Raw genomic sequence first — 19,808 nt, 5'->3', positions numbered from 1 at the left:
CATGGCAATCATTGTACGTCTGGACGTAGAACTGGCAAAGCGCAAAATGAGCCTTACTGAGCTTTCTGAGAAAGTGAATATTTCCATGAAGAACTTATCCCTGCTCAAAAAAGGGCATGTGAGAGCCATTCGTTTTTCTACCCTCAATGCCATTTGTGAAGCCCTGGATTGCAAACCGGGAGATATTCTGGACTTTGAGCATGAGAAGGTAAGCTGAGATGTCCTCTTAGGATATCCTTCCTATAGCAAGCAGCGTCACTCCTTATTTCAGTTGGACTTTTATATAGACCGGAAAGTGATCCGAGGGATATTTCTGATCCCTTGAATCAGTCAATACGGCATATTTCTTCACCTCCATATTAGCAGGAGAAGTGAAGATATAATCTATTCTTCTCTGGGGGGCTTTGGAGAAATCAAAGCCTGTAAAAGTTGCATCGGGACCAAAGGCAATCCTGGCAGCATGCCGGCTATCGTCAAGCTTGTTCGCTATGCTTTTGATCGCTTTTGTATCTGGAGTCAGATTCAAATCTCCCATCAAAACAACGGGAAAATTTTCTACGTTCAGGGCTTTGATTTGCTTCAGGATCAATTGGGCACTTTTTCTGCGGGCCTTTTCTCCCCTGTGATCGAAATGCGTATTGAATACATAGAATTTCTTCCCACTTGCCTTTTCCTCAAATAAGGCATAGGTACAAATTCTTTCCAAAGCCGCATCCCATCCTACAGATATCTCCTCCGGATTTTCTGATAACCAGAAAGTAGATTCTTTGATAAGCCCTAGCTCATCTTCTTTATAAAAAATAGCGGTGTACTCTCCTTTTTCTTTTCCATCATCTCTCCCCACACCTATATAGGTATAAGCATCCAATTCTATATTCAGATAGTCCAATTGATGCTTGAGGCCTTCTTGTATACCCATGACATCAGGTTCAAAGAATTTCAGCTGATCTCGAAGAAATTCTTTGCGCAGGTCCCAGCGATTCTCTCCATCATTGGGATTGTCATAGCGGAGGTTATAGGTCATGAACCCTAGCTCTTGTGCATGAGATTGGAGTCCCATGAGAACTAGAATTACGAGAAAGATTAGTTTAGACATCTTCAGTAGGTTTATATAGCTCGTTTATCAATCTCCTATTAATTTCAGTAAGAAAATCGTAATAATATTTTCAAATTCCTTGAGTATATCCAAATCAGCTTGCATTCCAGAAATTTCTTACTGCCTTCACCAGCAACTTTCCAGAAATGCTTCAATTCAAGCCTCCCCTCAAACTAGAGAATCTGTTCGAAGAAGAAGACATCCAGATGGATAGGTTTTACTTCCTAAAATCTATCGCCTTGCCTTTTTTAAATTCATAGGGTCCTATTTTCAGAGAAATGATCTCCCCAAAGACATCCACCTGATAATGCATCCGTTGTGGCCCCCTCCATGCTTCTTCTGAGAGAAGATTAAAGACATGGCCTCCCAGGGATTCCATCTTTTGTAAAGGCTTCTCATCGAATTGAAAATACAGCTCCCCTTCTTTCAAAGTTGCTCGAACTTTTCCCCATAAATCTGAACCAAAAAGGCCCGTATATCTGGCGGGTTTATATTTCGGACTAAATTCTTTTTCCTCACTTTCTCCTGGAGAAAGCTTTTTCCTTGAAACTGGATCATAAAGTTCTATCATCGCCTGACTCCAATCTCTACCATCCGCATCCTCCTCTAAAAAGGTATCAAATACTTTGTACATCAGGGCATGGCGCAACTCGGCATGATCCAGATTTCCCAGAAAATAGTAACCGATGCCTTCTTTATGCATAAGTCCAATCATCGCCATAGTACCCGGCAAACTTCCTGTATGAAAATCAATCGCTCTTCCCTGATAGTCATGCTGAAACCAGCCCAGCGCATAAGAGGTCCATTTAGGTTGCGTTAGTCGGGTGGTAGGATAAAATTGATTTCGGGGAATGAGCGCATGTGGCTTGAATAATTCGGCCCAGCTATGTTCTCGTAATATTTTGCCCCCATCATATTCCCCTTTATTCAACATGCATTGTACCCATTTAGCCATATCCTCTATGCTAGACCAAATGGCTCCTGCTGCTGCTATCGAATCGGCATTAAAATCCTGAATGGGAATGATTTCACTTGTCCTGAATTTATAATGGTGAGCGATGGACCGATTTTCTTCTTGCTGACTTCTGGCTTTGGTTGCATAGGTATTATTCATTCCCAGAGGCTTAAAAATGTGCTCCGTAATAAAATCAGCCCAGCTTTGCCCACTGACTTTTGCGACCAATTCTCCTGCAGCCAGATACATGATATTTTGATAGGTATAACCAGCTCTTAAGGAATAGGCAGGTTCCAGATACCTCATCCGATAGAGGATTTCTGCTGGCCGCATATAGGTATTAGCCCAGAGGTAATCTGCATTGGGGAGTCCAAGATTGTGAGAAAAAAGATCACGAACCCTCATATCTCGGGTGGTATATGGATCATACAGCTGAAATTCCGGCATATGATCAATCACTTTATCATCCCATTTCAGCTTGGCATCTTCCACCAATATCGCCATAGCGACCGCTGTAATGGCTTTGGTAGTCGAACCGATATTATAGATGGTTTGGGCATTTACTGCCTTCCCAGAGCCTATTTCACGCTCCCCATAGCCTTTCGCCAGTAAAAGTTCTCCATCTTTTACCACAGCTACTGCAATGCCCGGGATTTTCCAATCCTGACGACTGGTCTCTATATAGGCATCCAGTTCTTTTATTTTGAGGGAATGATCCTGAGAAAATGTAAAGAAGCAAATCAGCAGAAATGTGGAGACTAGCAGTAATCGTTTCATAGCATGAATGTATTTAGGAGAAAGATACGAAGACTGTGTAAATTTGAGGAAGTGTTTTAGTGTTAGGGGGTTGTAGTTTTTTTAAATTCTTCCACTACCAAACTATAACACTAAAACACGCATTAATTCTTTTCCCCATGAATCCTGGCATTCATAAAAATCCCAGCATAGAGATTTTCAATATACGCATCGACGAACCGGTTACGATGATTACAGACGTGCTGGTGAGTGCCGTTTGCTTTTATGCCTATTGGGAGCTGATGCGCATGGAAATCAGGAACCGTATCCACTTTTTCTATCGGGCCTTTTTCCTGCTTATGGGTCTGGCTACTTTCTGGGGAGGCTTGATCGGCCATAGCTTTGTATATGCCTTAAGTATAGAGTGGAAAATTCCCGGCTGGTTCATGAGTATGTTTGCCATTGCTTTTGGTGAACGTGCTTGTATCCTTTATGCCAAACCTTTAATCCGAAAAGGCTTAGGCGATTTTTTCACCTGGCTGAATATCTTCGAACTGATCCTCTTCATGATTATTTCTGTCTGGACCCTCAATTTTTACTTTGTAGTCGGACACTCAGCTTATGGTCTGCTAGTGGTGATGGCTAGTTTTCAGATGTATGTCTATTTCCGGACAGGGCACAAAGGAAGTTTGCAGTTTCTTTATGCTGTTCTCTGGTCCGCTTTAGGAGCCCTCATCTTTATCAATCAATGGGCCGTCAGCAAATGGTTCAATCATATCGATATCGGCCATGTCTTGATGGCTATGAGTTCCTGGAATATTTATAAAGGAGCAGTTCTGAATCTCGAGCAACCCAATTATGTCCCGGAAAAGGACACCTAGACTTGTTTATGGGAATTCCTTTTTGATTATTGCTTAATAAAAGTCCAAAGATCAAACTAGGCAAAAGAAATTCCGTATATAGATGTACACACATATTTAGGCGGACAATCTATAGGCACCATTTATTTATTGTTAAATCATTTAAATGCCTTCATCTAAATCGCTTATATTTTTACCTGACATTAGTGGTTTTACCGATTTCGTAAATCAAACGGAACTTGAGCATAGTCAGCATATTATTGCTGAACTGCTGGAAATATTGATCGATGCGAACGAAATTGATATGACCCTGGCCGAAATTGAGGGAGATGCCCTCTTTTACTACAAACATCAGGATTTACCCGGACCGGATGCTTTAATCAAGCAAATCCGAAAAATGTTTATCCTCTTCCACAATCATCTCAGACTCTACGAGAAGAGAAGGATTTGTAACTGTGGTTCTTGCAGCAATGCGATGAACCTGACCCTGAAATTTATCGTTCATGGCGGAGAATTCAATTTCATCTCTGTCAAAGACAGTCAAAAACCCTTTGGCAAAGACATCATCCTGGCCCATCGTCTGATGAAGAACAATGTTCCCATCGATGATTATGCCCTAATCTCTGAAGAGGTATACAAAGCCTGGGGATTGGATAAAGGAGATGCCATTGATGAAGAACTTCCCCCTATTATTGATAGCTATACGTATAAGGATGCCGGCAAGGTTGACTTCTCCTATTTGAGTCTTAAACCTTTGAAAGGCTATATCGCCGATCCTCCGGAAATCCTGCTGGAAGACCAGACAGATAATCCCCTGGTACTGGAAACAGATATCGATAGCCCTCGTCAGGAGATTTTCGAACTTATCAGCAATTTTGATTATCGCTTGACCTATAGTAAAGACCTCGACAAACTGGAGTATGATGAAGGTAAAATGAACCGGGTAGGTAGCAAGCACTCTTGCATACTCAATGGACAATTTATCGAATTTGAAACAGTGAAAAGTGATTTTGGGGAAGGGAAATGGGTATATGGAGAAAAAACCGTCGAAGTTCCTTTTATGAAGGATGCGACCAATTATTTTATCCTCGAAGAATCAGAAGAGGGCAAAACCAATGTCCGTTTTGAGGCCCATCTCAAACCCAAAAACATCCTGGGCAGGCTAATATCTCCTTTTATCAGAAGTAAACTCAAAAAGAGTATGAAAGAACTGCTCATCAACCTCAAAGAGGTGGCAAAGGAAAATCCAGCGCTAAAATTGAAGGGATCTAAAGGAGAAGAAAATGCAGATACAATGCTGGCCGTCGGCTAAGCAGATGACATAAACTGAATATCTAATTTGGGCCACATAGTGGCCCATTTTTTTTGCCTGATTCTTTGGTTGTATACTGCTGCTTTATTGGGTCCATAAGTGGGATTTGGTCTGACCTTTAACTCCATCAAATCATGCACCCCATGAGGAGCCAGGATTTCTAAGCTATTCTTATCAGGCCAAAGCTTTGCCGCCACACAAGTCGGTGTCTCCACCCAATGACTTAAAGCTTCTTCACAACTACTGTAAGCTTGATGTCCATGCTTGAGGTGCATACGTGCCTGGTTTTTTACGGACCAATTATCATGGGGATATTTTGATCGCAGATAAGCTTCCATTTCAGCCTCCTTTTCTGGTGCTAAAATGCTCGCATCAAAATAAATGACATCTATGTCATTGAGTTGATCATTTGGAGGGAATGCATGGAAATGATCCCATATTCGATTGCGAATGAATCCAGCTCCTATCCATGCATCCTCTATCTGAAAGTAAAGCAGGGCTTCCAGGCGATCCATCATCCATTGATCTGATTTGATTATAGACTTTAGGTTTTCTACCAACATCTATTCCCCGTCATTTTCAAGTATCTCATCAGCTTCCCAGTAATAATCAGAGAGTTGATTTTGTCCATACTGAGGATTTCTTTTCCTAAAAGGCATAAAACTTTCCTGGGCCTGGGCAATCGATTGGCCTTTTTCATTCAGTTCCAGTTTTCCCCCGAATTGAGTGTAAAGAGGAGAAAGTTCTTCTACCATCTCAACATATTGTAAATCTCCAAAGCCGTAATAGTTCTCTCTCCTCAATAATCTCCCCACCAATTGATGCATACTTTGGGCTTCCTGATTCAGACTTTCGAGAACAAAGGCTTCGATTTCATTTAGCCCATGTATCTTTTGAGGATAACGTTGCAAGTGTGCCTTCATAGCGGGAAGTATATAGGGAAAAGCAGGATTCGAATGGATTGCCAGAAAGCTAATGATAGCTTGTTGTTTACCCGAACTATACAGCTTCCAGACTTCCCGGGCAAACTCCAGATCATGGGATGAAAGTGTACGTCTTTTCTTGAAAAGATCGGGGTACTCTTCAGCCGGGAATTCTCCCAGGCCTTTCATTTTTTTTTCTTCACCCTCCTTCCCTACACAGATCAGAGAAAGTTTGGGGTAGCTCCCCACCTCTTTGCCAGCCAATAAAGTCAAGACAGCCAACATATTGAGCTGGCAAAAAAGATCGTACTCAAACCAAAGAGTGATTTCCTCCCAATTTTCAACTTTGAGATGATAGAATTCCTCATAGAGCTTAGGATAGTATTTCTCATGTGCTTTAGGAGAATAGTTTTGAAGAAAGGACTTCCTCAATTCCCAGAAATCCGGGTTATGAACATTGGTTAGCGTTGGTCCTTCACACATGATCTCCCGCCACACGATCGCCTCCCCTTGCAAGCCACTTTTTTCAAAGAGCCTGAGGGTCGAATCTCCATTCAGGATGTGCAAGCTTTTCATCTGAGTTCTTTTTCCATGATTACGTACTTTCGCCCGCCTCGCTCAAACATATCCTTTGTCTTTTTCAAACCAAATTTTTCGTAATAAGCGCTTCGCTCAATACGTGCATTGCAGAAAATGTTGTTTACAGGATATTTCTCGACTTCTTCCAGGAGAAAAACCAGCAGTTTGCTTCCGTATCCTTTGCCTTGCTCCTCTTCCAGGGTGGCAAATTTTCGAAATTGTGCGCTATCTCCATCAATGAATAAAGAAATAATTGAAATAAGTCTTTCTTGTTCAAAGAGGCCAAAGTGTAAGCCTTTCTCATCATGTTCGAGTTTCACATATTCAAGGCTTCGATCCGGCCACATGACTTTTTGCCTTATCGGCCAGCAATCTTCTGCATCGATCTTACGAATTTCCAATTTATTCAATCCAACTTATACATTTCCTTTTGCCAGATTATTTTGGGTGAGATAGGCATAACTCTCTTCAACTGCAGTCATCATGTCCGTAGCGCAATTGTCTAATTCCACGATCATCCACTTTGTATTTCCTTTGGCGGCCTTTACGATTTCGGGGAAATTTTGAGCCCCCTGCCCTACTGCAACCATAGGATCTGGTTCGTCTTTATCCATGGCTTCATTCCAAACGCCAGGCCCATCTTTGATATGGAGAAAGGCTGCTCTTTCCCCAAACTCTCCAACGATATTTGCTGGATTCTGCCCTGCCACTTTCGCCCAATAGGTGTCAATCTCAAAGAATATATCCTCATCCAGCAACTCTCTCAACTTTACAAAGGGCAGACTTCCATCTTCCATTGGTTCAAATTCCCACCAGTGATTGTGTAAGCCGAATTTCAAGCCATTTTCTTTACAAAAGGCATTGCCTTCATTGAATTGATCTGCCAATTCCCGGATTCCCTCCAAAGATTTGTATTTGGGTTCTTCTGGCCAGCCATGCCAGATCATGTACTGACAATCATAGGCTTCTGCCATTTCCAATATTCGTTTCCTCTCATCTCCTTCCGGCTTTTCAACATGCACAGAGCAAACCTTAAGACCTGCTGCCTTTATCATGTCTGCTCCCTGCGCAATAGAGATATGATCCGGGAAGAAGGCCGTTTCAACTGCCTGGTAGCCGATTTCTCCCAGTTTCATAATGCTTCCTTTTGCATCTTTTTCAATCAATTCTCTTATCGTCCATAATTGAATCGCAATGGGTGCAACTTCAACCATCATTTCTTTTTCTTCTTTTTGAGTGGAGGATTTTTCTGTTGAACAGGCAATTGTACTTCCTGCCAGAAAAAGGGAAGCAGAAGCTGCTGTTCCTTGCTGGATAAATTTTCTTCGATTGAGCTTAGCCATAAATAGATCCTTAAAAGGGATTTGATAAAAGAGCCGATTGACCGCAAAGTAGCTTCCAGCCATCTTCTCGTTGGATACAGGTACCGGATTCAATGATGTTTACAGGGGAATTATTACCAGCTGTATCCAACATTTGACCTCCGACTATCCCTGTGAAGTTTACAATTTTCGGGGATAAGACAAAGAGTTCCAGTTCTTCCCAATGAAAATCGACCTGTTCCATAGCCAGGTCATTTCGCAAAAGGATATTCTTTACGGAATCAAAATCCAGGGCTGACTGATATCCCGGGGGCACCCAAAAGAACTGATCGCTGGAATCCAGATAAGCAAATTCTGCTTTCAGTCCGCCTTGAGAGATAGCTTTGTGATATTCATGCAGCATTTCTTTCACCTCGGCTTTTATCTTCAGTCTGGCATCATCATCGAAGGATTCGTTCCGCTCCTGTTTACAAGCAAAAAGCAGCAAAACGAAAAGCGCATAGTAGCTAATATTTTTCATAACAGGGAATAAAAAACCCAGGCCGAATCGACCCGGGTGATTGTATGTATATGTCAAATCATCAAATCAGGATATCCAGCCTTCTGTCTGGGATTTCCGGGAAAACCAAACCAGGCCAAAACCAATCAAAATAATCGTCAAGGCAAATCCAATCCCTCCAGCTCCCGTTGATTCAATAGCATCCGTGAGGAAGAAATTGTAAAAAGTTTGTAGCAAAGCTGCTCCCAAGGAGACCATAAAAACGGGAGTAGCCCATGCCTTCTTTACCAAAAGGAAAAGAGATCCTAATACGCCAGTCCATACGGCAATGGCAAAGGCCGCAGTAACCCAGCTGGGTCTATTTTCGATGAGTAAGCGTTCGGCTTCCGGGAGGCTGGCAAGAACTTCGGGAGTCGCTCTCACCTGACCGAGATAGGCCATAGCTCCAAAAGAATTCCAGAGCAAAGCAAGGGCTGAAACGACCCAAAACCAGATGGGGATTTTCGTAGTGGTGGTGTCAGTCATGATATTTTACTTAGTATGTATTCTGTATGATAGTAATCAATACTAAATATAATAGTTTTTTACCAAAAAAGTTAACAACCTAAGGATTTTGTTAACTTTTTTGGCAAAAGTATTCTATGTTCAAGAACCCGAGAATACCAGAATACCAGAACACTCAAGTCTTATAAGACTTGAAATCCCAATCCCGAATTCTCAGTCAGGCGTTTCAAAAAGGCATCTCCCATAGATATAGAAGGAGTAATGACTCCATAAGATTCAGGCAATTGATCTTTCGCCAGACAAACAGCAGCTTCTCCCAGCATTTTGGAGGTAGAGCCATAGCCAGGATCACGATCTCCTGTTACTTTTCCTACTATGGTCTGGCCATCTTCTGTTTTCCCCATGATGCGAAAATTGAAGAAGCCATTTTCTCTCTGCTCTTTATTGGGTCCCTCTCCAGGTTTGGGGAGACGATTATCTACGATTTTTTTGAGGAAAGATCCGGGTTTAGCAGCTCCCATGATAACTAATGGAATCACAGAGCCAAAGCCTTTCATTCTGCCTCCAAATCCATCACCCGTTAAGGTAAACTCATCATAACGGAAATCTTTTCCGTAAGGATAATCAGCAAGTGCATGGCTCCTTCGGACTATTTTGGTATTGATAGCTGCCATGATAAAGGGGCTTTTCCAGCTTTTGAAATCTTCATCATATTTCACTGCTCTTAGATCCTTCCGATCAGGTCCACTCATTTCTCCCTGAGGATTCAATCCATAGGGATTGACCAGGACCTTGCCGATGCTGGGATCTTTTTGAGCTTCCTCCATTACATTGCTCAGGCTTGCATAGGTTCCTCCGCTCATCCCTCCAGACACAGCTTTCAATCCCATTTTTATCTGGCTACAATAGGCACCAAATTTCTTTTTGGCTTCCTGCTGCAAAAAATATACGCCCATATCCGAGGGTACAGAATCAAAGCCGCAACAATTGGTGATCTTCACTTTTGCAGCTTTTGCAGCCTCATAATGGGTGTCAATCATTTTCCGTATCCATTGAACTTCCCCGCTTAGGTCGCAATAATGAGTTCCACTGGCAATGCATGCTTCTACTGCCAGGTCTCCAAACTTTGCATAGGGACCTACAGTTGTACACAAGACCTTTGTTCGTGCTGTGAGGCTATAAACCGCCTCTTTATTCAGGCTATCTGCAACAATGATTGGGATTTCTTCATTCCCCAGCTCCTTTCGTATGTCTTTGAGTTTTTCTTCATTCCTTCCAGCTATGGCCCATTTCAGTTCTTTTCCCAGGCCGTATTTCTGGAGAAGGTATTCGGCTACCAGTTTTCCGGTGAAACCAGAGGCTCCTAATATGACAACTTCAAATTCTTTTGCTTGCATTGGTTCTAGTAGTAATTGTTAATATTTTCTATCAAAAGTTCAAGGATCAAGTTTAGAAATGTACTTAGGCTTGATATGCTAACTTGAACCTACATCTTCCCACGATCCACATCCTTGATAAATTTGATCACACCCTCCATATAGGTTTTCTGATCATCATATTGGGATAGATGGCTGCCATTCGGGCAATGGAGATAACGACCATTTTTCACAGCGCCAGCCATCCATTCCATTTGTTTGGGGTCCATAGTATCAAAGGCTCCACCGATGGTTAAAGTAGGCACGCTAATTTGAGGTAGATCTGCTTTTCTATCCCAGTCTTTGAGAGTAGCATTTCCTGTAATTCCAAATTCGCTGTAACCCTGCATATAGATATACACAACGGGATTTAAATGATCGAAAGTTCGATTGATGGCTTCAGGCCATTCATCCAGCGGCATTCGCAATACATGCTCGGTGTAGTGATGTTCGAAAAGAAGTTCTGCATATCGAGGGTTTGCGAAGTCTTCTTTTTCTTCTATCTCCAATATTTCAGCAAAAACTTTTGGGTCCATCTGAGGGCCTAATACTTCTTTCGCATAAGCATTGTACTCCGGGATACTGGCCACCATATTGGAAATAATCAGACCTTTGAGGTTTTCCTGGTATTTGAAGGCATATTCCATAGCCAGGATACCTCCCCAGGATTGCCCCATGATGTAGAAGTTATCTTTATTCATTCCCAGGGCTTTCCGAACCTGCTCTACTTCCTCTACAAAACGATCGATTTCCCACAAACTGCTATCCGTTGGTTGATCACTATAGAAAGAGCCCAATTGATCGTAATAGTAATATTCAATTCCTTCATTTGGGAAATAGCCATCTACACAGGTCCATAGCTCATGCGTAGCTCCAGGTCCACCATGAAGAAGGAGCACTTTCATTTTTGGATTATTACCCACCCTTTTGGTCCAAACCTTGAACTCCCCAACGGGAGTTTGAATGGGAATCATTTTTATCCCTCCGGTAAACTGATCCTCCATGCCGGTATAATCCAGATAGGAATCAACAGTCGAGGCCTTTTGTTTTTGCTCTGTACAGGATAAAAGAAACAGCAGGAATGCTGTAAGAATAGCCGTAGTAGATCTCATAGTCTTTCATTAGGGTTTATTCACGAGAAGCTGAGAAAATCAATTTGTTAAAATACTGCTTAAAAATGCAATTTCATCCCTTCATGAGATGCCTGAAAGCCCAATTTCTCATAAAACCGTTTGGCTTCCGGACGTTTTTTATCAGTGGTTAATTGTAAAACATGTGCCCTTTTTTCTCGTGCACGATCTATGGCCCATCGAAAGAGCATTTCTCCTATTCCTCCTCCCCGCATATCCTCACGGATACGAACGGCTTCGATTTGAGCCCTGACGCCACCCTGATAGGTGAGATAGGGAATAAAACTCAGTTGCAAGGTACCGATCACTTCCAATTCCGTATTTTCGACAACCATCAATTCCTGATTGGAATCGGAATCAATTGCCTCAAAAGCTTGATAATAAGTATCCGGTAAAGGATCGCGATAATCCTCTCTGAGTTTTCCCAGCTTATCATTGGCCAGCATTGCGACAATGTGTTTGACATCTTCCCTTTGGGCTTTTCTAAAATTGATGATCATAGTTTATAAATAAAAGTTCTCCTTTCCCTTCACCAAAGCTGTCAGCTCTACTTTATGTCCATCTGGATCTCGTGTATAGATAGAATGGAAATAATGGTGATCCTGTACCTCATACTCCAGCCCCAGTTTTTCATACCTTTTCTGAGCAGATGCAAAATTCTCATAGGGAATTTGAAAAGCAAAATGGTCTATTTTTACATTTCGAGAAGTTTGATCCAAAAGGGGTTCCTCCTCTTCGGCAGGAAATAAGGCTATTCCTGTTTTAGCGGCTAAAAGGAAAATGGGAAAAGGCTGCCATTCCGGGACTTCCTTTCTTTTCAAGCCTAAAACTTGCTCATACCAATTGGCTGATACTTCCAGGTCTTTTACCCGAATTGCCACATGGTCCAAAAAGCGTATATCTATTTCCGGGAGTTTCATTTTTTCAGAAAATCACGAATGGCATTATTGACCTCTGCTTCTGCCTCTACATTTACCATATGGCCAGCATTTGGCAACTCTATCAGGGATGAATTTGGAATGGAGTCATGCAGAATTTGTGCATTTTTCGCCATATAATCCAGGTCCTGCTTTCCTTCTATAATCAAGGTAGGACATTGAATATCTCTAAGTCGATTTAGAGGAGCCGGGTTGATGAGTTGAATAGGACGAGCAGAATTGGGGCTAGCCATATAATTTGCAAAAGTTTCTCTCAAATAATCCTGTTCTTCCTCAAAGCCTTTTACTCTTTCGTTTCTTTTACCTTTGAAGGTCATATCTACAATGGATTCAATGGCCTTCTCATTATTTCCTTCCTGAAGCGCCTGAACCATTTCCTTAAGCGGTTTCAGGTAAGTAGTATCCTGTTCTTGTACTCCACTGAGTCCTGGAGATAGTAAAATCAGTTTTTCGACTTTATTGGGATAGGCCAGGGTAAAATCGGTTGCCAAAATGCCCCCCAGGGACAATCCAGCGAGGCTAAACTTTTCTATTCCCAGTTCATTGCTTAGGCTAATGAGATCTTCTACATCCGGAGGGCCATTATCTTCGAAAGTGGATTCCCCATGTCCCCGAATATCATATCGGAGAATCTGGAATTCATTTTCCCATGCATCTATCTGTCGATCCCACATGCGGTAATCAACTCCCCCACCATGAATAAGCACCAGAGTTTTGCCTTTGCCACTCAGTTCATAGTTTATTGAATTGGGACCTAAAGTAGCAGCCCCTTGTATTCGCTCGGGAATACCTGGAGTACAGGCCGCAATCAAAAGACTAAAAATGAATAGGATAGTCAACTTTTTCATGAAAATCGAGACGCTTTTAAAATGGCATCATGAATTTGATACTCCTGACAAATATCTTTCATTTTCTGGTAAAATGCATTTCGATAATAAACAGGCATTTCTGGTCCATCAGAAAAATATTTTAAATACCTTTTTTCGAGCTTAGGAAAATGTTTGCGAATGGCTCGCATCATCAGGGTTTTGCTATCAGCTTTTCCCTCTCCATAGAGTGTAGTGCTTGCAGGAAGCACATAGCGGACTTTGCTTTCTTTGAAGGTGGAAAAGAGAAGGTCCAAATGTTCTGTTGTATCGGAAATAAAAGGTAGCAAAGGCATCAAACTGACTCCCGCCAGAAAGCCCTGGGACAGTACTTCTTGCAAAGCCTTTAATCTTTGGGAGCTGGGGGTAGCACCGGGTTCAAATATTTTTCCATATTCATCATTGAGGAAGGAGAAAGAAAAGCTGATGATACAGCCATTTCTGATATGAGCTTGCAGGCCTTCCGGTATATGTGCATCGCGATCTATTTTCTCCAATATATCCAGATCCCTCAAGATGAGATCCGACTTCGTGATCATGTGAACAGGAAAGCGATAGGCATGGATGAGTTCAAGAGCTTTGCGGCTAAGTTTATACTCTTTTTCAAGTTTCAGATAAGGGTCGGTAGCAGAGGAAAGTACGATGTACCCATATTGCCCCTTTTTTGCTCTGCTGGCCAATTGTTTTTCCAGGATTTCGATCGAATTTATTTTGACAGCCAGGCTTGTCTCCAGGTTTTCACCGTATTTGCTTCCTCGTATATAACAGTACAAACAGTTGAAGGCACAGCTGCTATAGGGATTGAAGGAATAATCACTCAAAAACCAGCTGTCGCGCTTCTTGCTCTTGTTGAGCACAGATTTAACCTCTATCTCTCTGGGCATAATAGGCGTTTCTTTCCAGTCCCATATTTACTTTTCTCCGAAACCAATTATCCACTTTTGCCTGATCTTCAATTTTTTCCTTATAAAGCTCAATGATTTCCGGATGAAATCTCGCACTTGTCTTCGCCGCCCAGCCAATGCCTCTTCTTACTTCCCGGTCTTGGTGAGCAGCGAGCGTAAGTAAAAATTGGAACAGCTTTTCTGCCCAATCTTTTTCCAGTCCTTTTTTAACTGCATAATGACTGCCTGCTCCTAAAGCGCGCAAGACCCAATGACTGGGATGAGTCGCTAGTTTATGTATCGCTTTCAGACTCCTTTCCGGGAAGTTAAGCAAAGCCACTCCAAATACCCTTTCGCCTATCAAATCACTCACATACCAGGCTCGACCGCTTGCTATATAGTATGCAGCTTTTTCCAGAGATTCCTGATAGTGCAATTCCAATCTTAATTGCAGCATTTTTCCCAGAACCACATTTCCCCCTTCCCGCGCCAAAGCTGAAATTCTATCACAAAAAGGGATTTGCACCTCATCTTCTATGGCTTCAAATAGCAATTCAGATGCATACTCCAATAACGGGAAGCGGACTTTAAGCTGTAAAAGCCTTTCATCCAATTCCTTTACCAATGAAGATAAACCTCCAGACTCATAGGCTAATAGGGAAGCTTCCACTTCTGCCCGGACTATGGGTTTTCTACTGATGACCTTCATGATTTGAAGTTAGTGAAAAGCTGCTTGTGATCAGCGATAATTTGCATCCATATCCTGGAGGCTTTCCCAAATGGCATCGACTGTCATTTGCAGACTAGTTTCGGAAAGATTTACACTTCGGTCGCTGGCTTGATGATAGTGTTCGAAAATGGGAGCCTGAGACATAATTTCGTAGAGAGTTTGATGAGAGACCTCAAATTCCAGGGCTCGATAGTAATGATATGCTACTTCCAGGTCCTTTTCGCAAATACAGGATATAGTAAAGGCATCTTCCATACCGGCGATATTGAAACTTTCGTGATCGGCAGTATTCATCACAATTCGATCGATCCGATGTGTAGGAATTCCCAACTTCTTCGCATTTTGTTCAAAGGTCCTCAATAATGGTGTCTGTTTCTCCTCTCTAACGGGCCAAATGGCAAACTGATCGCCACTTCCTACCATTTCCATATTCAAAAATCCTAACATGCCTTTGAGGCCTTTCTCTTCAATCCAGGCCATAGATCCCAGAAGGCCTTTTTCTTCTTCATCGAAAAAATAAATCTCACAACCCAGATTCTTGAGGGGATTCCTCTTTAATCGCTGTGCGAGTTCCAGGCAAACCACAATAGCAGAAGCATTGTCATTGGCTCCAGGCGTAAGAGGTACTGTATCATAATGCGAACCTATGCCGATGAAGGGATAGCTGCGAGATTTGATGAAAATATTTTTTCCTGTTTTGTAACTATGTATGGAGGGTTTGATTTGCTGAGACATGAGGTATTTTATGATCCAGTCATATCTTTCTCTGTCTTTGATTTTTTCTAATTGGGCGATTATGTCTATTAGTCTCACGATTATCTCCTTTATATTTTTGGGGAGTTTTGCCATTTTTTTACAAAAAAAATGGTACAAAAGCTGTCAAAATTATGTTTGAGTAGTAGAGGTAAAGGATCCCTGAATTATTCGATTTTAGCCTATGGCTCCATCCCGGCTTCTGTCCAAACTTTGAAAGCCTGTATGTGTACTCTGGCAGAAGAAAGTTTAGTTTAAAATACCTTGCATCTCACGCTGATATTCGGGACTGATCAGAAGATCGTTGTGGCCGTAGCCATCGATGATATGCAGCTCAACTTTTTTATCAAGGGCTGCCAGCTTTTCCCCATGCCTGGAAGGAATCAATTTGTCTTGCTTTCCATGAAAAATGGAAATGGGGCAATTGATTTGAGAGAGATAGCTATGGCTTTGAAGTTTGTATTTGATGAGGAAAGAGGGGATAAAGGGATATTTTTCCTGAATCAGTTCCTGCAAACCCTGATAGGGAGAGGTAAGCACAAGATACTTAGGATGATTGCGAGCAGCCAATTGGGTTGCTATGCCGGATCCGATAGAAGTACCTGAAAGGATGATTTGATCTTCGGCATAGCGCTCTTTCATCAGATCATAGGCTTTCTGGGCATCCTCCACAAATTGCTTCTCACTCTTGATTTCTCCTTCACTTTTTCCATAGCCTCTGTAATCCAGGTAAAAGACATCATAGCCCTGATCCAAATATAAATCAGCTCCTGTTCCCCAACTATTAAGTGCACCTGCATTTCCATGAAGGAAAAAAACCAGGCCTTTATCTTCTGGACTTTTGAATAAGAGTCCATTGATGCTTATTCCTTCTTCTACCGGAATAAAAAGCTCCTCAAAATCTGAATAATAGGTCCCATGGAAATCATAGTTCTTGGCCAGTTTTTCCGGAAAGAAAAGCAAGCGCTCCTGGAATACATACATAATTGCACATATTGCCAGATAGAGAAAGAGAATAAATACTAATACACCCACAAGGCCTTTCATAGGACTGTCTAAAAGCTTTTGATCATCCGCTATAAGATAGCTCAAAAAATAGACCTATTTGAAAGGGAAAGGTTGGAAAAGACGTGTTCTTGTGTTCAAGAAAATTCCCCATGAACACAAGAACACTAGAATACCTGCGCACCTCCTATTCCATCACAGAGGAATAAATCGCATTAAACAGCAATTTATACGTTGCTCTTGGCTGTCCGCGGAACTGAGGACGGAAACCAAATAGGATAACATTACCCTCACCATAAGCGACTTGAACCATGGCGGCTTTATTGCCGATATATCTTTTCTCTCCATTGGCCCATCCACTCATAAGGAGTTTATCCTTGGCGTATCGAGCTACGATATCGACCTCAGGTCGTGGAGCTTTGGCTACGGTGGTTTCATTCCCTCCTTCGCCTTTAGCGGGCTTCACATTGATACGGAAGGCACGGGAGCGATTGAAAGAAGCTGCTACTTCTTTCTGCATCCCCCAGGCCAGAGGATGCTCTGTATTGATAGTGGTTCGAATCAGAGAACCAGGAATGAAGAAGGAACGATCCGACACATTTCGAACGGGATTTGTCAGCGGAAGTCCCAATTGATCGATGGCAAAATCACTGGCAGCATCAAAGGTAATCAGGGTTCCACCGGCATCTACAAATTTCTTTAGATTGAGTGAACCTTCCAGTCCCATTCCTCCTGTGTATGCTTCAGGCATATAGCCTTCACGATGTCCATTTAGAATTCTAGCAGGACTTTGGTGAGGAATAAGGATGGCATCAAATTCACTAAGATCACGATTCTTCATGTCTGCATCATGCAGGGTATCCCAATCAAAGTGATATTCTGTCAAAAGCCAGCGTGTCCAGCCTTCATCCATATTGGATACCCAGGATTTATACAGACCAATTTTGGGTTTTTTCAGTTCCTGGCTTTTGACCTTGATTTTTCCGGTGAAGCCCTTAAAATCCAGGCCTAAGGATTCTGACAATCCTCGTACATCCGTATTCTTATCCTGGCAAATGAAATCTCCTGCTTTAAACTCTCCAGCACTTTCCACTACCCGAGAAACACTCCCGCCTGAAGCCAGAATTTGATTGACTGCCTCGAAGGATGCATTATTTTTTCCACTGATTCTATATCCTCTTCTTCCTTTTGTAAGAGAACCATTGGGCAATTCAGCACGTCCGCTGATTTCCTTGCTTTCCACTTCAAATTTCTCATCAATCTTATCTACTGTCACGCCCATCTGATATGGCAAGGTCCAACCTGCCAAATCATAAGGAGGTACAGGAGGGCCACCGGGATATTCTCTTTTATCCGGGTAATTTTGTTTTTCCATCAAATCCTCAAGAAAAGGGCGAAAAGCCTGGCCAGCAAAAGCGATGAAAGCACCTTTTTTATATGCTTTTTCTCCCACCATAAAATCCGATTCTGCCTGATGCACCTCTACTCCTCCCTGACGGAGTACATTCACCAGATTCACAGCTTCTCTATTGTCCCACTGCTGAGTAGGAATCACATAGGCATAAAATTCATCCAATACTACAGCATCTATCGCATCCCTGCCCATTTTGTACATATTGTAAAGCAGTTCTTCTTTGCGGTCGGCTGCATAGTCGAGTACCGCCATAGAGCCTGTCAGCATATAATCGACGGCTTGTCTGAAATGGGATTCTCCTGCCTCCCAGGGATAGGGATAAAATACTTTGGTTCCATTGGTGAGTACTCCTCCTCTACGCCCACCTATCATGGAAGGCACAGAATCCGGAGGATAGTAGCGAGGCGTAGGAGTCCTGTGACTGGTTTCAGTCAGGATACCAATCATATTATGAAAATAGGGTGCTGTACGTCCCCCACCATTCCACCACATACTATACTGAAACTGAGAAACCACTCCGGACATATTCTTCATGGCAAAGCGATTGGCCATAGCAGAGCCAATGAGATTAGTTCCTGTAGTAATACCCGGATGTATCCGAGGATTTACCGGATCAGAAAATGGAGGAACAAATATGCGCGTCCAACTGGGTCCCGTCTGATGCTGATTGTAGACAATTTGGGGATACCATTCATTGTAGAGCACCTCATTTACATGATAGGTCTCGGGCATATTATTCATGAACCAATCCCGGTTATTATCATGGCCTACATAGTGATGATAAAGCCAAGGAGGGCTGGTAGTTTCATAGGGAGAACCAAGATTCTTTCTGTACCAATCCACGATGATATCCAGGCCATCAGGATTCATCACAGGCATAAGGAGAAAAATAACCTCATCACGAATTTTTTTCATTTCATCTGACTCCTCCGTAGCGACCTTCCAGGCCAATTCTGAGGTCATTTGGGCATGGGCAGCCTCACTAGCATGCATCCCTCCATCGATCCAAATAATGGCCTTACTTTCCTTGGAATATTGGACAGCGGTTTCCTGATCGATCCTTGCGCGAGCAATGCCGGCATTCATTCTTTTGTACTCATCCAGTTTTGCCAGATTTTCCTTGCTGGAAATAAAGAGCAGCAGCATGGGTTTCCCCAAAACACTTTTACCAATCTCAATCTTTTTGATCCGATCTGAGCTTGCTTCAAGCTTATCGTAGTATTCCAGCATTTGACTGTAATCCGCCAATTTATAATCAGCCCCCATTTGAAATCCATAATGATCCTCGGGACTAGGTACCTGAGCTTGCAGGCGAATGCAGAAACAAATACTGACTAATAGTAGTAGTTTAATAGTTTTCATTTCAAGTGATGTTAATAAGGGTATAGAGCTGGGCAATAGTTTTGTTCTAGAAGGCTAGATCAACTTCTATATCGGTGTTTTCGATAATTTGGGGTGTACATCATTGATACCAACGACAGCAGCAGAACCGTACCACTCTTTGAGTTCCATAACCAGACTCCCAGCCTGAATAGCGGGATCAGATTCGGTTAAAGCCTTTGCTTCTTCAATGCTTGGGACATCAAAAATGTAGATCCCTCGCAGATCATCATTGCCAAAAAATGGTCCTGCCAGTACGAGTTTACCAGCCTCTGCCATTTTACCAATGTTAGCCATATGGGCGGCTTGTAATTCGGCTGCTTTTAGAGAATCCAGGTCGCGATTGGGACCTCTTTTCAAAAAGGCCATGACATATTTCTTCATTCCATATTCATCCGCACCATATTTTTCTGCTAATGCCTGATCAAAGCCTTCTGTAGAGGTAGTGGCTTTTGTTTTTTCAGTCATTTTTTCTTTAGGCGCAGGAGACTGGCAGGAGGTAAAACTT

Annotated in this window: 22 protein-coding genes; 3 read left to right on the top strand and 19 right to left on the bottom strand. The window is 42.4% G+C overall.

All coding sequences use genetic code 11. The features are described 5' to 3' along the window. Position 1 precedes the first annotated feature (1 nt). Entirely contained in the window at positions 2-217 is a 216-nt protein-coding gene (locus R8P61_07670; GenBank protein ID MDW3646923.1) for a helix-turn-helix transcriptional regulator, read from the top strand. A 45-nt stretch (positions 218-262) separates the two neighbouring features. Here R8P61_07670 and R8P61_07665 read toward each other — a convergent pair whose 3' ends face one another. Both R8P61_07665 and R8P61_07660 read right to left on the bottom strand, forming a co-directional pair. Further along, positions 263-1,096 carry an endonuclease/exonuclease/phosphatase family protein gene (locus R8P61_07665; GenBank protein MDW3646922.1) on the bottom strand — a complete coding sequence of 278 codons (834 nt, stop codon included), beginning with the start codon at positions 1,094-1,096 and terminating at the stop codon, positions 263-265. Positions 1,097-1,313: 217 nt separating this feature from the next. Next, positions 1,314-2,828, bottom strand: a complete 1,515-nt coding sequence (locus R8P61_07660) for a serine hydrolase domain-containing protein (GenBank protein ID MDW3646921.1) — start codon at positions 2,826-2,828, stop codon at positions 1,314-1,316. Between the two features lie 137 nt (positions 2,829-2,965). Between R8P61_07660 and R8P61_07655 the strand changes: the two genes are divergently transcribed. Together R8P61_07655 and R8P61_07650 are read left to right on the top strand one after the other, a co-directional pair. Continuing rightward, positions 2,966-3,667, top strand: a complete 702-nt coding sequence (locus R8P61_07655) for a hypothetical protein (protein ID MDW3646920.1) — start codon at positions 2,966-2,968, stop codon at positions 3,665-3,667. Between the two features lie 145 nt (positions 3,668-3,812). Next, positions 3,813-4,958 carry a DUF2652 domain-containing protein gene (locus R8P61_07650; GenBank protein MDW3646919.1) on the top strand — a complete coding sequence of 382 codons (1,146 nt, stop codon included), beginning with the start codon at positions 3,813-3,815 and terminating at the stop codon, positions 4,956-4,958. Here the strand turns inward: R8P61_07650 and R8P61_07645 are convergent. From R8P61_07645 to R8P61_07565, 17 genes are all read right to left on the bottom strand, one after another. Next, positions 4,955-5,521 carry a nucleotidyltransferase family protein gene (locus R8P61_07645; GenBank protein ID MDW3646918.1) on the bottom strand — a complete coding sequence of 189 codons (567 nt, stop codon included), beginning with the start codon at positions 5,519-5,521 and terminating at the stop codon, positions 4,955-4,957. The genes R8P61_07650 and R8P61_07645 overlap by 4 nt on opposite strands. Further along, positions 5,522-6,457: a hypothetical protein gene (locus tag R8P61_07640; protein MDW3646917.1), complete on the bottom strand. Its 936-nt coding sequence runs from the start codon at positions 6,455-6,457 to the stop codon at positions 5,522-5,524. After that, a complete protein-coding gene (locus R8P61_07635; protein ID MDW3646916.1) occupies positions 6,454-6,870 on the bottom strand; it encodes a GNAT family N-acetyltransferase in 417 nt (138 codons plus the stop codon). Before R8P61_07635 ends, R8P61_07640 begins: the two co-directional genes overlap by 4 nt. A 6-nt stretch (positions 6,871-6,876) precedes the next feature. Further along, complete coding sequence (locus R8P61_07630; protein MDW3646915.1) at positions 6,877-7,803, bottom strand: sugar phosphate isomerase/epimerase; 927 nt, start codon at positions 7,801-7,803, stop codon at positions 6,877-6,879. A 10-nt stretch (positions 7,804-7,813) separates the two neighbouring features. Continuing rightward, entirely contained in the window at positions 7,814-8,302 is a 489-nt protein-coding gene (locus tag R8P61_07625) for a hypothetical protein (protein MDW3646914.1), read from the bottom strand. Between the two features lie 66 nt (positions 8,303-8,368). After that, the gene (locus R8P61_07620; GenBank protein ID MDW3646913.1) at positions 8,369-8,806 is read right to left on the bottom strand and encodes a hypothetical protein; all 438 of its coding nucleotides are present in this window, start codon (positions 8,804-8,806) and stop codon (positions 8,369-8,371) included. A gap of 161 nt (positions 8,807-8,967) precedes the next feature. After that, positions 8,968-10,182: a saccharopine dehydrogenase NADP-binding domain-containing protein gene (locus tag R8P61_07615; protein MDW3646912.1), complete on the bottom strand. Its 1,215-nt coding sequence runs from the start codon at positions 10,180-10,182 to the stop codon at positions 8,968-8,970. Positions 10,183-10,271: 89 nt separating this feature from the next. After that, complete coding sequence (locus R8P61_07610) at positions 10,272-11,312, bottom strand: proline iminopeptidase-family hydrolase (protein ID MDW3646911.1); 1,041 nt, start codon at positions 11,310-11,312, stop codon at positions 10,272-10,274. Between the two features lie 59 nt (positions 11,313-11,371). Further along, a complete protein-coding gene (locus tag R8P61_07605) occupies positions 11,372-11,830 on the bottom strand; it encodes a GNAT family N-acetyltransferase (protein MDW3646910.1) in 459 nt (152 codons plus the stop codon). A 3-nt stretch (positions 11,831-11,833) separates the two neighbouring features. Next, positions 11,834-12,250: a VOC family protein gene (locus tag R8P61_07600; protein ID MDW3646909.1), complete on the bottom strand. Its 417-nt coding sequence runs from the start codon at positions 12,248-12,250 to the stop codon at positions 11,834-11,836. Next, positions 12,247-13,116: an alpha/beta hydrolase gene (locus R8P61_07595; protein MDW3646908.1), complete on the bottom strand. Its 870-nt coding sequence runs from the start codon at positions 13,114-13,116 to the stop codon at positions 12,247-12,249. The genes R8P61_07600 and R8P61_07595 overlap by 4 nt, the downstream gene beginning before the upstream one ends. Continuing rightward, a complete protein-coding gene (locus R8P61_07590) occupies positions 13,113-14,018 on the bottom strand; it encodes a radical SAM protein (protein MDW3646907.1) in 906 nt (301 codons plus the stop codon). The genes R8P61_07595 and R8P61_07590 overlap by 4 nt, the downstream gene beginning before the upstream one ends. Beyond that, a complete protein-coding gene (locus R8P61_07585) occupies positions 13,996-14,727 on the bottom strand; it encodes a DNA alkylation repair protein (GenBank protein ID MDW3646906.1) in 732 nt (243 codons plus the stop codon). Before R8P61_07585 ends, R8P61_07590 begins: the two co-directional genes overlap by 23 nt. Before the next feature lie 30 nt (positions 14,728-14,757). Continuing rightward, positions 14,758-15,597 (bottom strand): M20/M25/M40 family metallo-hydrolase, encoded by an 840-nt coding sequence (locus tag R8P61_07580; GenBank protein MDW3646905.1) that lies wholly within the window; start codon positions 15,595-15,597, stop codon positions 14,758-14,760. 153 nt (positions 15,598-15,750) lie between these two features. Then, positions 15,751-16,548 carry an alpha/beta fold hydrolase gene (locus R8P61_07575; protein MDW3646904.1) on the bottom strand — a complete coding sequence of 266 codons (798 nt, stop codon included), beginning with the start codon at positions 16,546-16,548 and terminating at the stop codon, positions 15,751-15,753. A gap of 145 nt (positions 16,549-16,693) precedes the next feature. Further along, positions 16,694-19,282: a M14 family metallopeptidase gene (locus R8P61_07570; protein ID MDW3646903.1), complete on the bottom strand. Its 2,589-nt coding sequence runs from the start codon at positions 19,280-19,282 to the stop codon at positions 16,694-16,696. Positions 19,283-19,348: 66 nt separating this feature from the next. Next, a complete protein-coding gene (locus R8P61_07565; GenBank protein ID MDW3646902.1) occupies positions 19,349-19,768 on the bottom strand; it encodes a YciI family protein in 420 nt (139 codons plus the stop codon). Positions 19,769-19,808: the final 40 nt, after the last annotated feature.

It is taken from the genome of Bacteroidia bacterium (genome assembly GCA_033391075.1).
Lineage (GTDB): Bacteria > Bacteroidota > Bacteroidia > J057 > J057 > JAWPMV01.
The sequence above is the reverse complement of the archived record's forward strand: the minus strand, read 5'-3'. Positions and strand labels throughout refer to the sequence as shown.

Excerpts from the sequence above, each read along its gene's own strand:
- R8P61_07640 (MDW3646917.1), bottom strand. The coding sequence starts at position 6,457 with ATGAAAAGCTTGCACATCCTGAATGGAGATTCGACCCTCAGGCTCTTT.
- R8P61_07605 (MDW3646910.1), bottom strand. The coding sequence starts at position 11,830 with ATGATCATCAATTTTAGAAAAGCCCAAAGGGAAGATGTCAAACACATT.
- R8P61_07665 (MDW3646922.1), bottom strand. The coding sequence starts at position 1,096 with ATGTCTAAACTAATCTTTCTCGTAATTCTAGTTCTCATGGGACTCCAA.
- R8P61_07655 (MDW3646920.1), top strand. The coding sequence starts at position 2,966 with ATGAATCCTGGCATTCATAAAAATCCCAGCATAGAGATTTTCAATATA.
- R8P61_07630 (MDW3646915.1), bottom strand. The coding sequence starts at position 7,803 with ATGGCTAAGCTCAATCGAAGAAAATTTATCCAGCAAGGAACAGCAGCT.
- R8P61_07660 (MDW3646921.1), bottom strand. The coding sequence starts at position 2,828 with ATGAAACGATTACTGCTAGTCTCCACATTTCTGCTGATTTGCTTCTTT.
- R8P61_07585 (MDW3646906.1), bottom strand. The coding sequence starts at position 14,727 with ATGAAGGTCATCAGTAGAAAACCCATAGTCCGGGCAGAAGTGGAAGCT.
- R8P61_07565 (MDW3646902.1), bottom strand. The coding sequence starts at position 19,768 with ATGACTGAAAAAACAAAAGCCACTACCTCTACAGAAGGCTTTGATCAG.
- R8P61_07625 (MDW3646914.1), bottom strand. The coding sequence starts at position 8,302 with ATGAAAAATATTAGCTACTATGCGCTTTTCGTTTTGCTGCTTTTTGCT.
- R8P61_07670 (MDW3646923.1), top strand. The coding sequence starts at position 2 with ATGGCAATCATTGTACGTCTGGACGTAGAACTGGCAAAGCGCAAAATG.
- R8P61_07620 (MDW3646913.1), bottom strand. The coding sequence starts at position 8,806 with ATGACTGACACCACCACTACGAAAATCCCCATCTGGTTTTGGGTCGTT.
- R8P61_07575 (MDW3646904.1), bottom strand. The coding sequence starts at position 16,548 with ATGAAAGGCCTTGTGGGTGTATTAGTATTTATTCTCTTTCTCTATCTG.
- R8P61_07650 (MDW3646919.1), top strand. The coding sequence starts at position 3,813 with ATGCCTTCATCTAAATCGCTTATATTTTTACCTGACATTAGTGGTTTT.
- R8P61_07595 (MDW3646908.1), bottom strand. The coding sequence starts at position 13,116 with ATGAAAAAGTTGACTATCCTATTCATTTTTAGTCTTTTGATTGCGGCC.
- R8P61_07570 (MDW3646903.1), bottom strand. The coding sequence starts at position 19,282 with ATGAAAACTATTAAACTACTACTATTAGTCAGTATTTGTTTCTGCATT.
- R8P61_07645 (MDW3646918.1), bottom strand. The coding sequence starts at position 5,521 with ATGTTGGTAGAAAACCTAAAGTCTATAATCAAATCAGATCAATGGATG.
- R8P61_07590 (MDW3646907.1), bottom strand. The coding sequence starts at position 14,018 with ATGCCCAGAGAGATAGAGGTTAAATCTGTGCTCAACAAGAGCAAGAAG.
- R8P61_07580 (MDW3646905.1), bottom strand. The coding sequence starts at position 15,597 with ATGGCAAAACTCCCCAAAAATATAAAGGAGATAATCGTGAGACTAATA.
- R8P61_07615 (MDW3646912.1), bottom strand. The coding sequence starts at position 10,182 with ATGCAAGCAAAAGAATTTGAAGTTGTCATATTAGGAGCCTCTGGTTTC.
- R8P61_07600 (MDW3646909.1), bottom strand. The coding sequence starts at position 12,250 with ATGAAACTCCCGGAAATAGATATACGCTTTTTGGACCATGTGGCAATT.
- R8P61_07610 (MDW3646911.1), bottom strand. The coding sequence starts at position 11,312 with ATGAGATCTACTACGGCTATTCTTACAGCATTCCTGCTGTTTCTTTTA.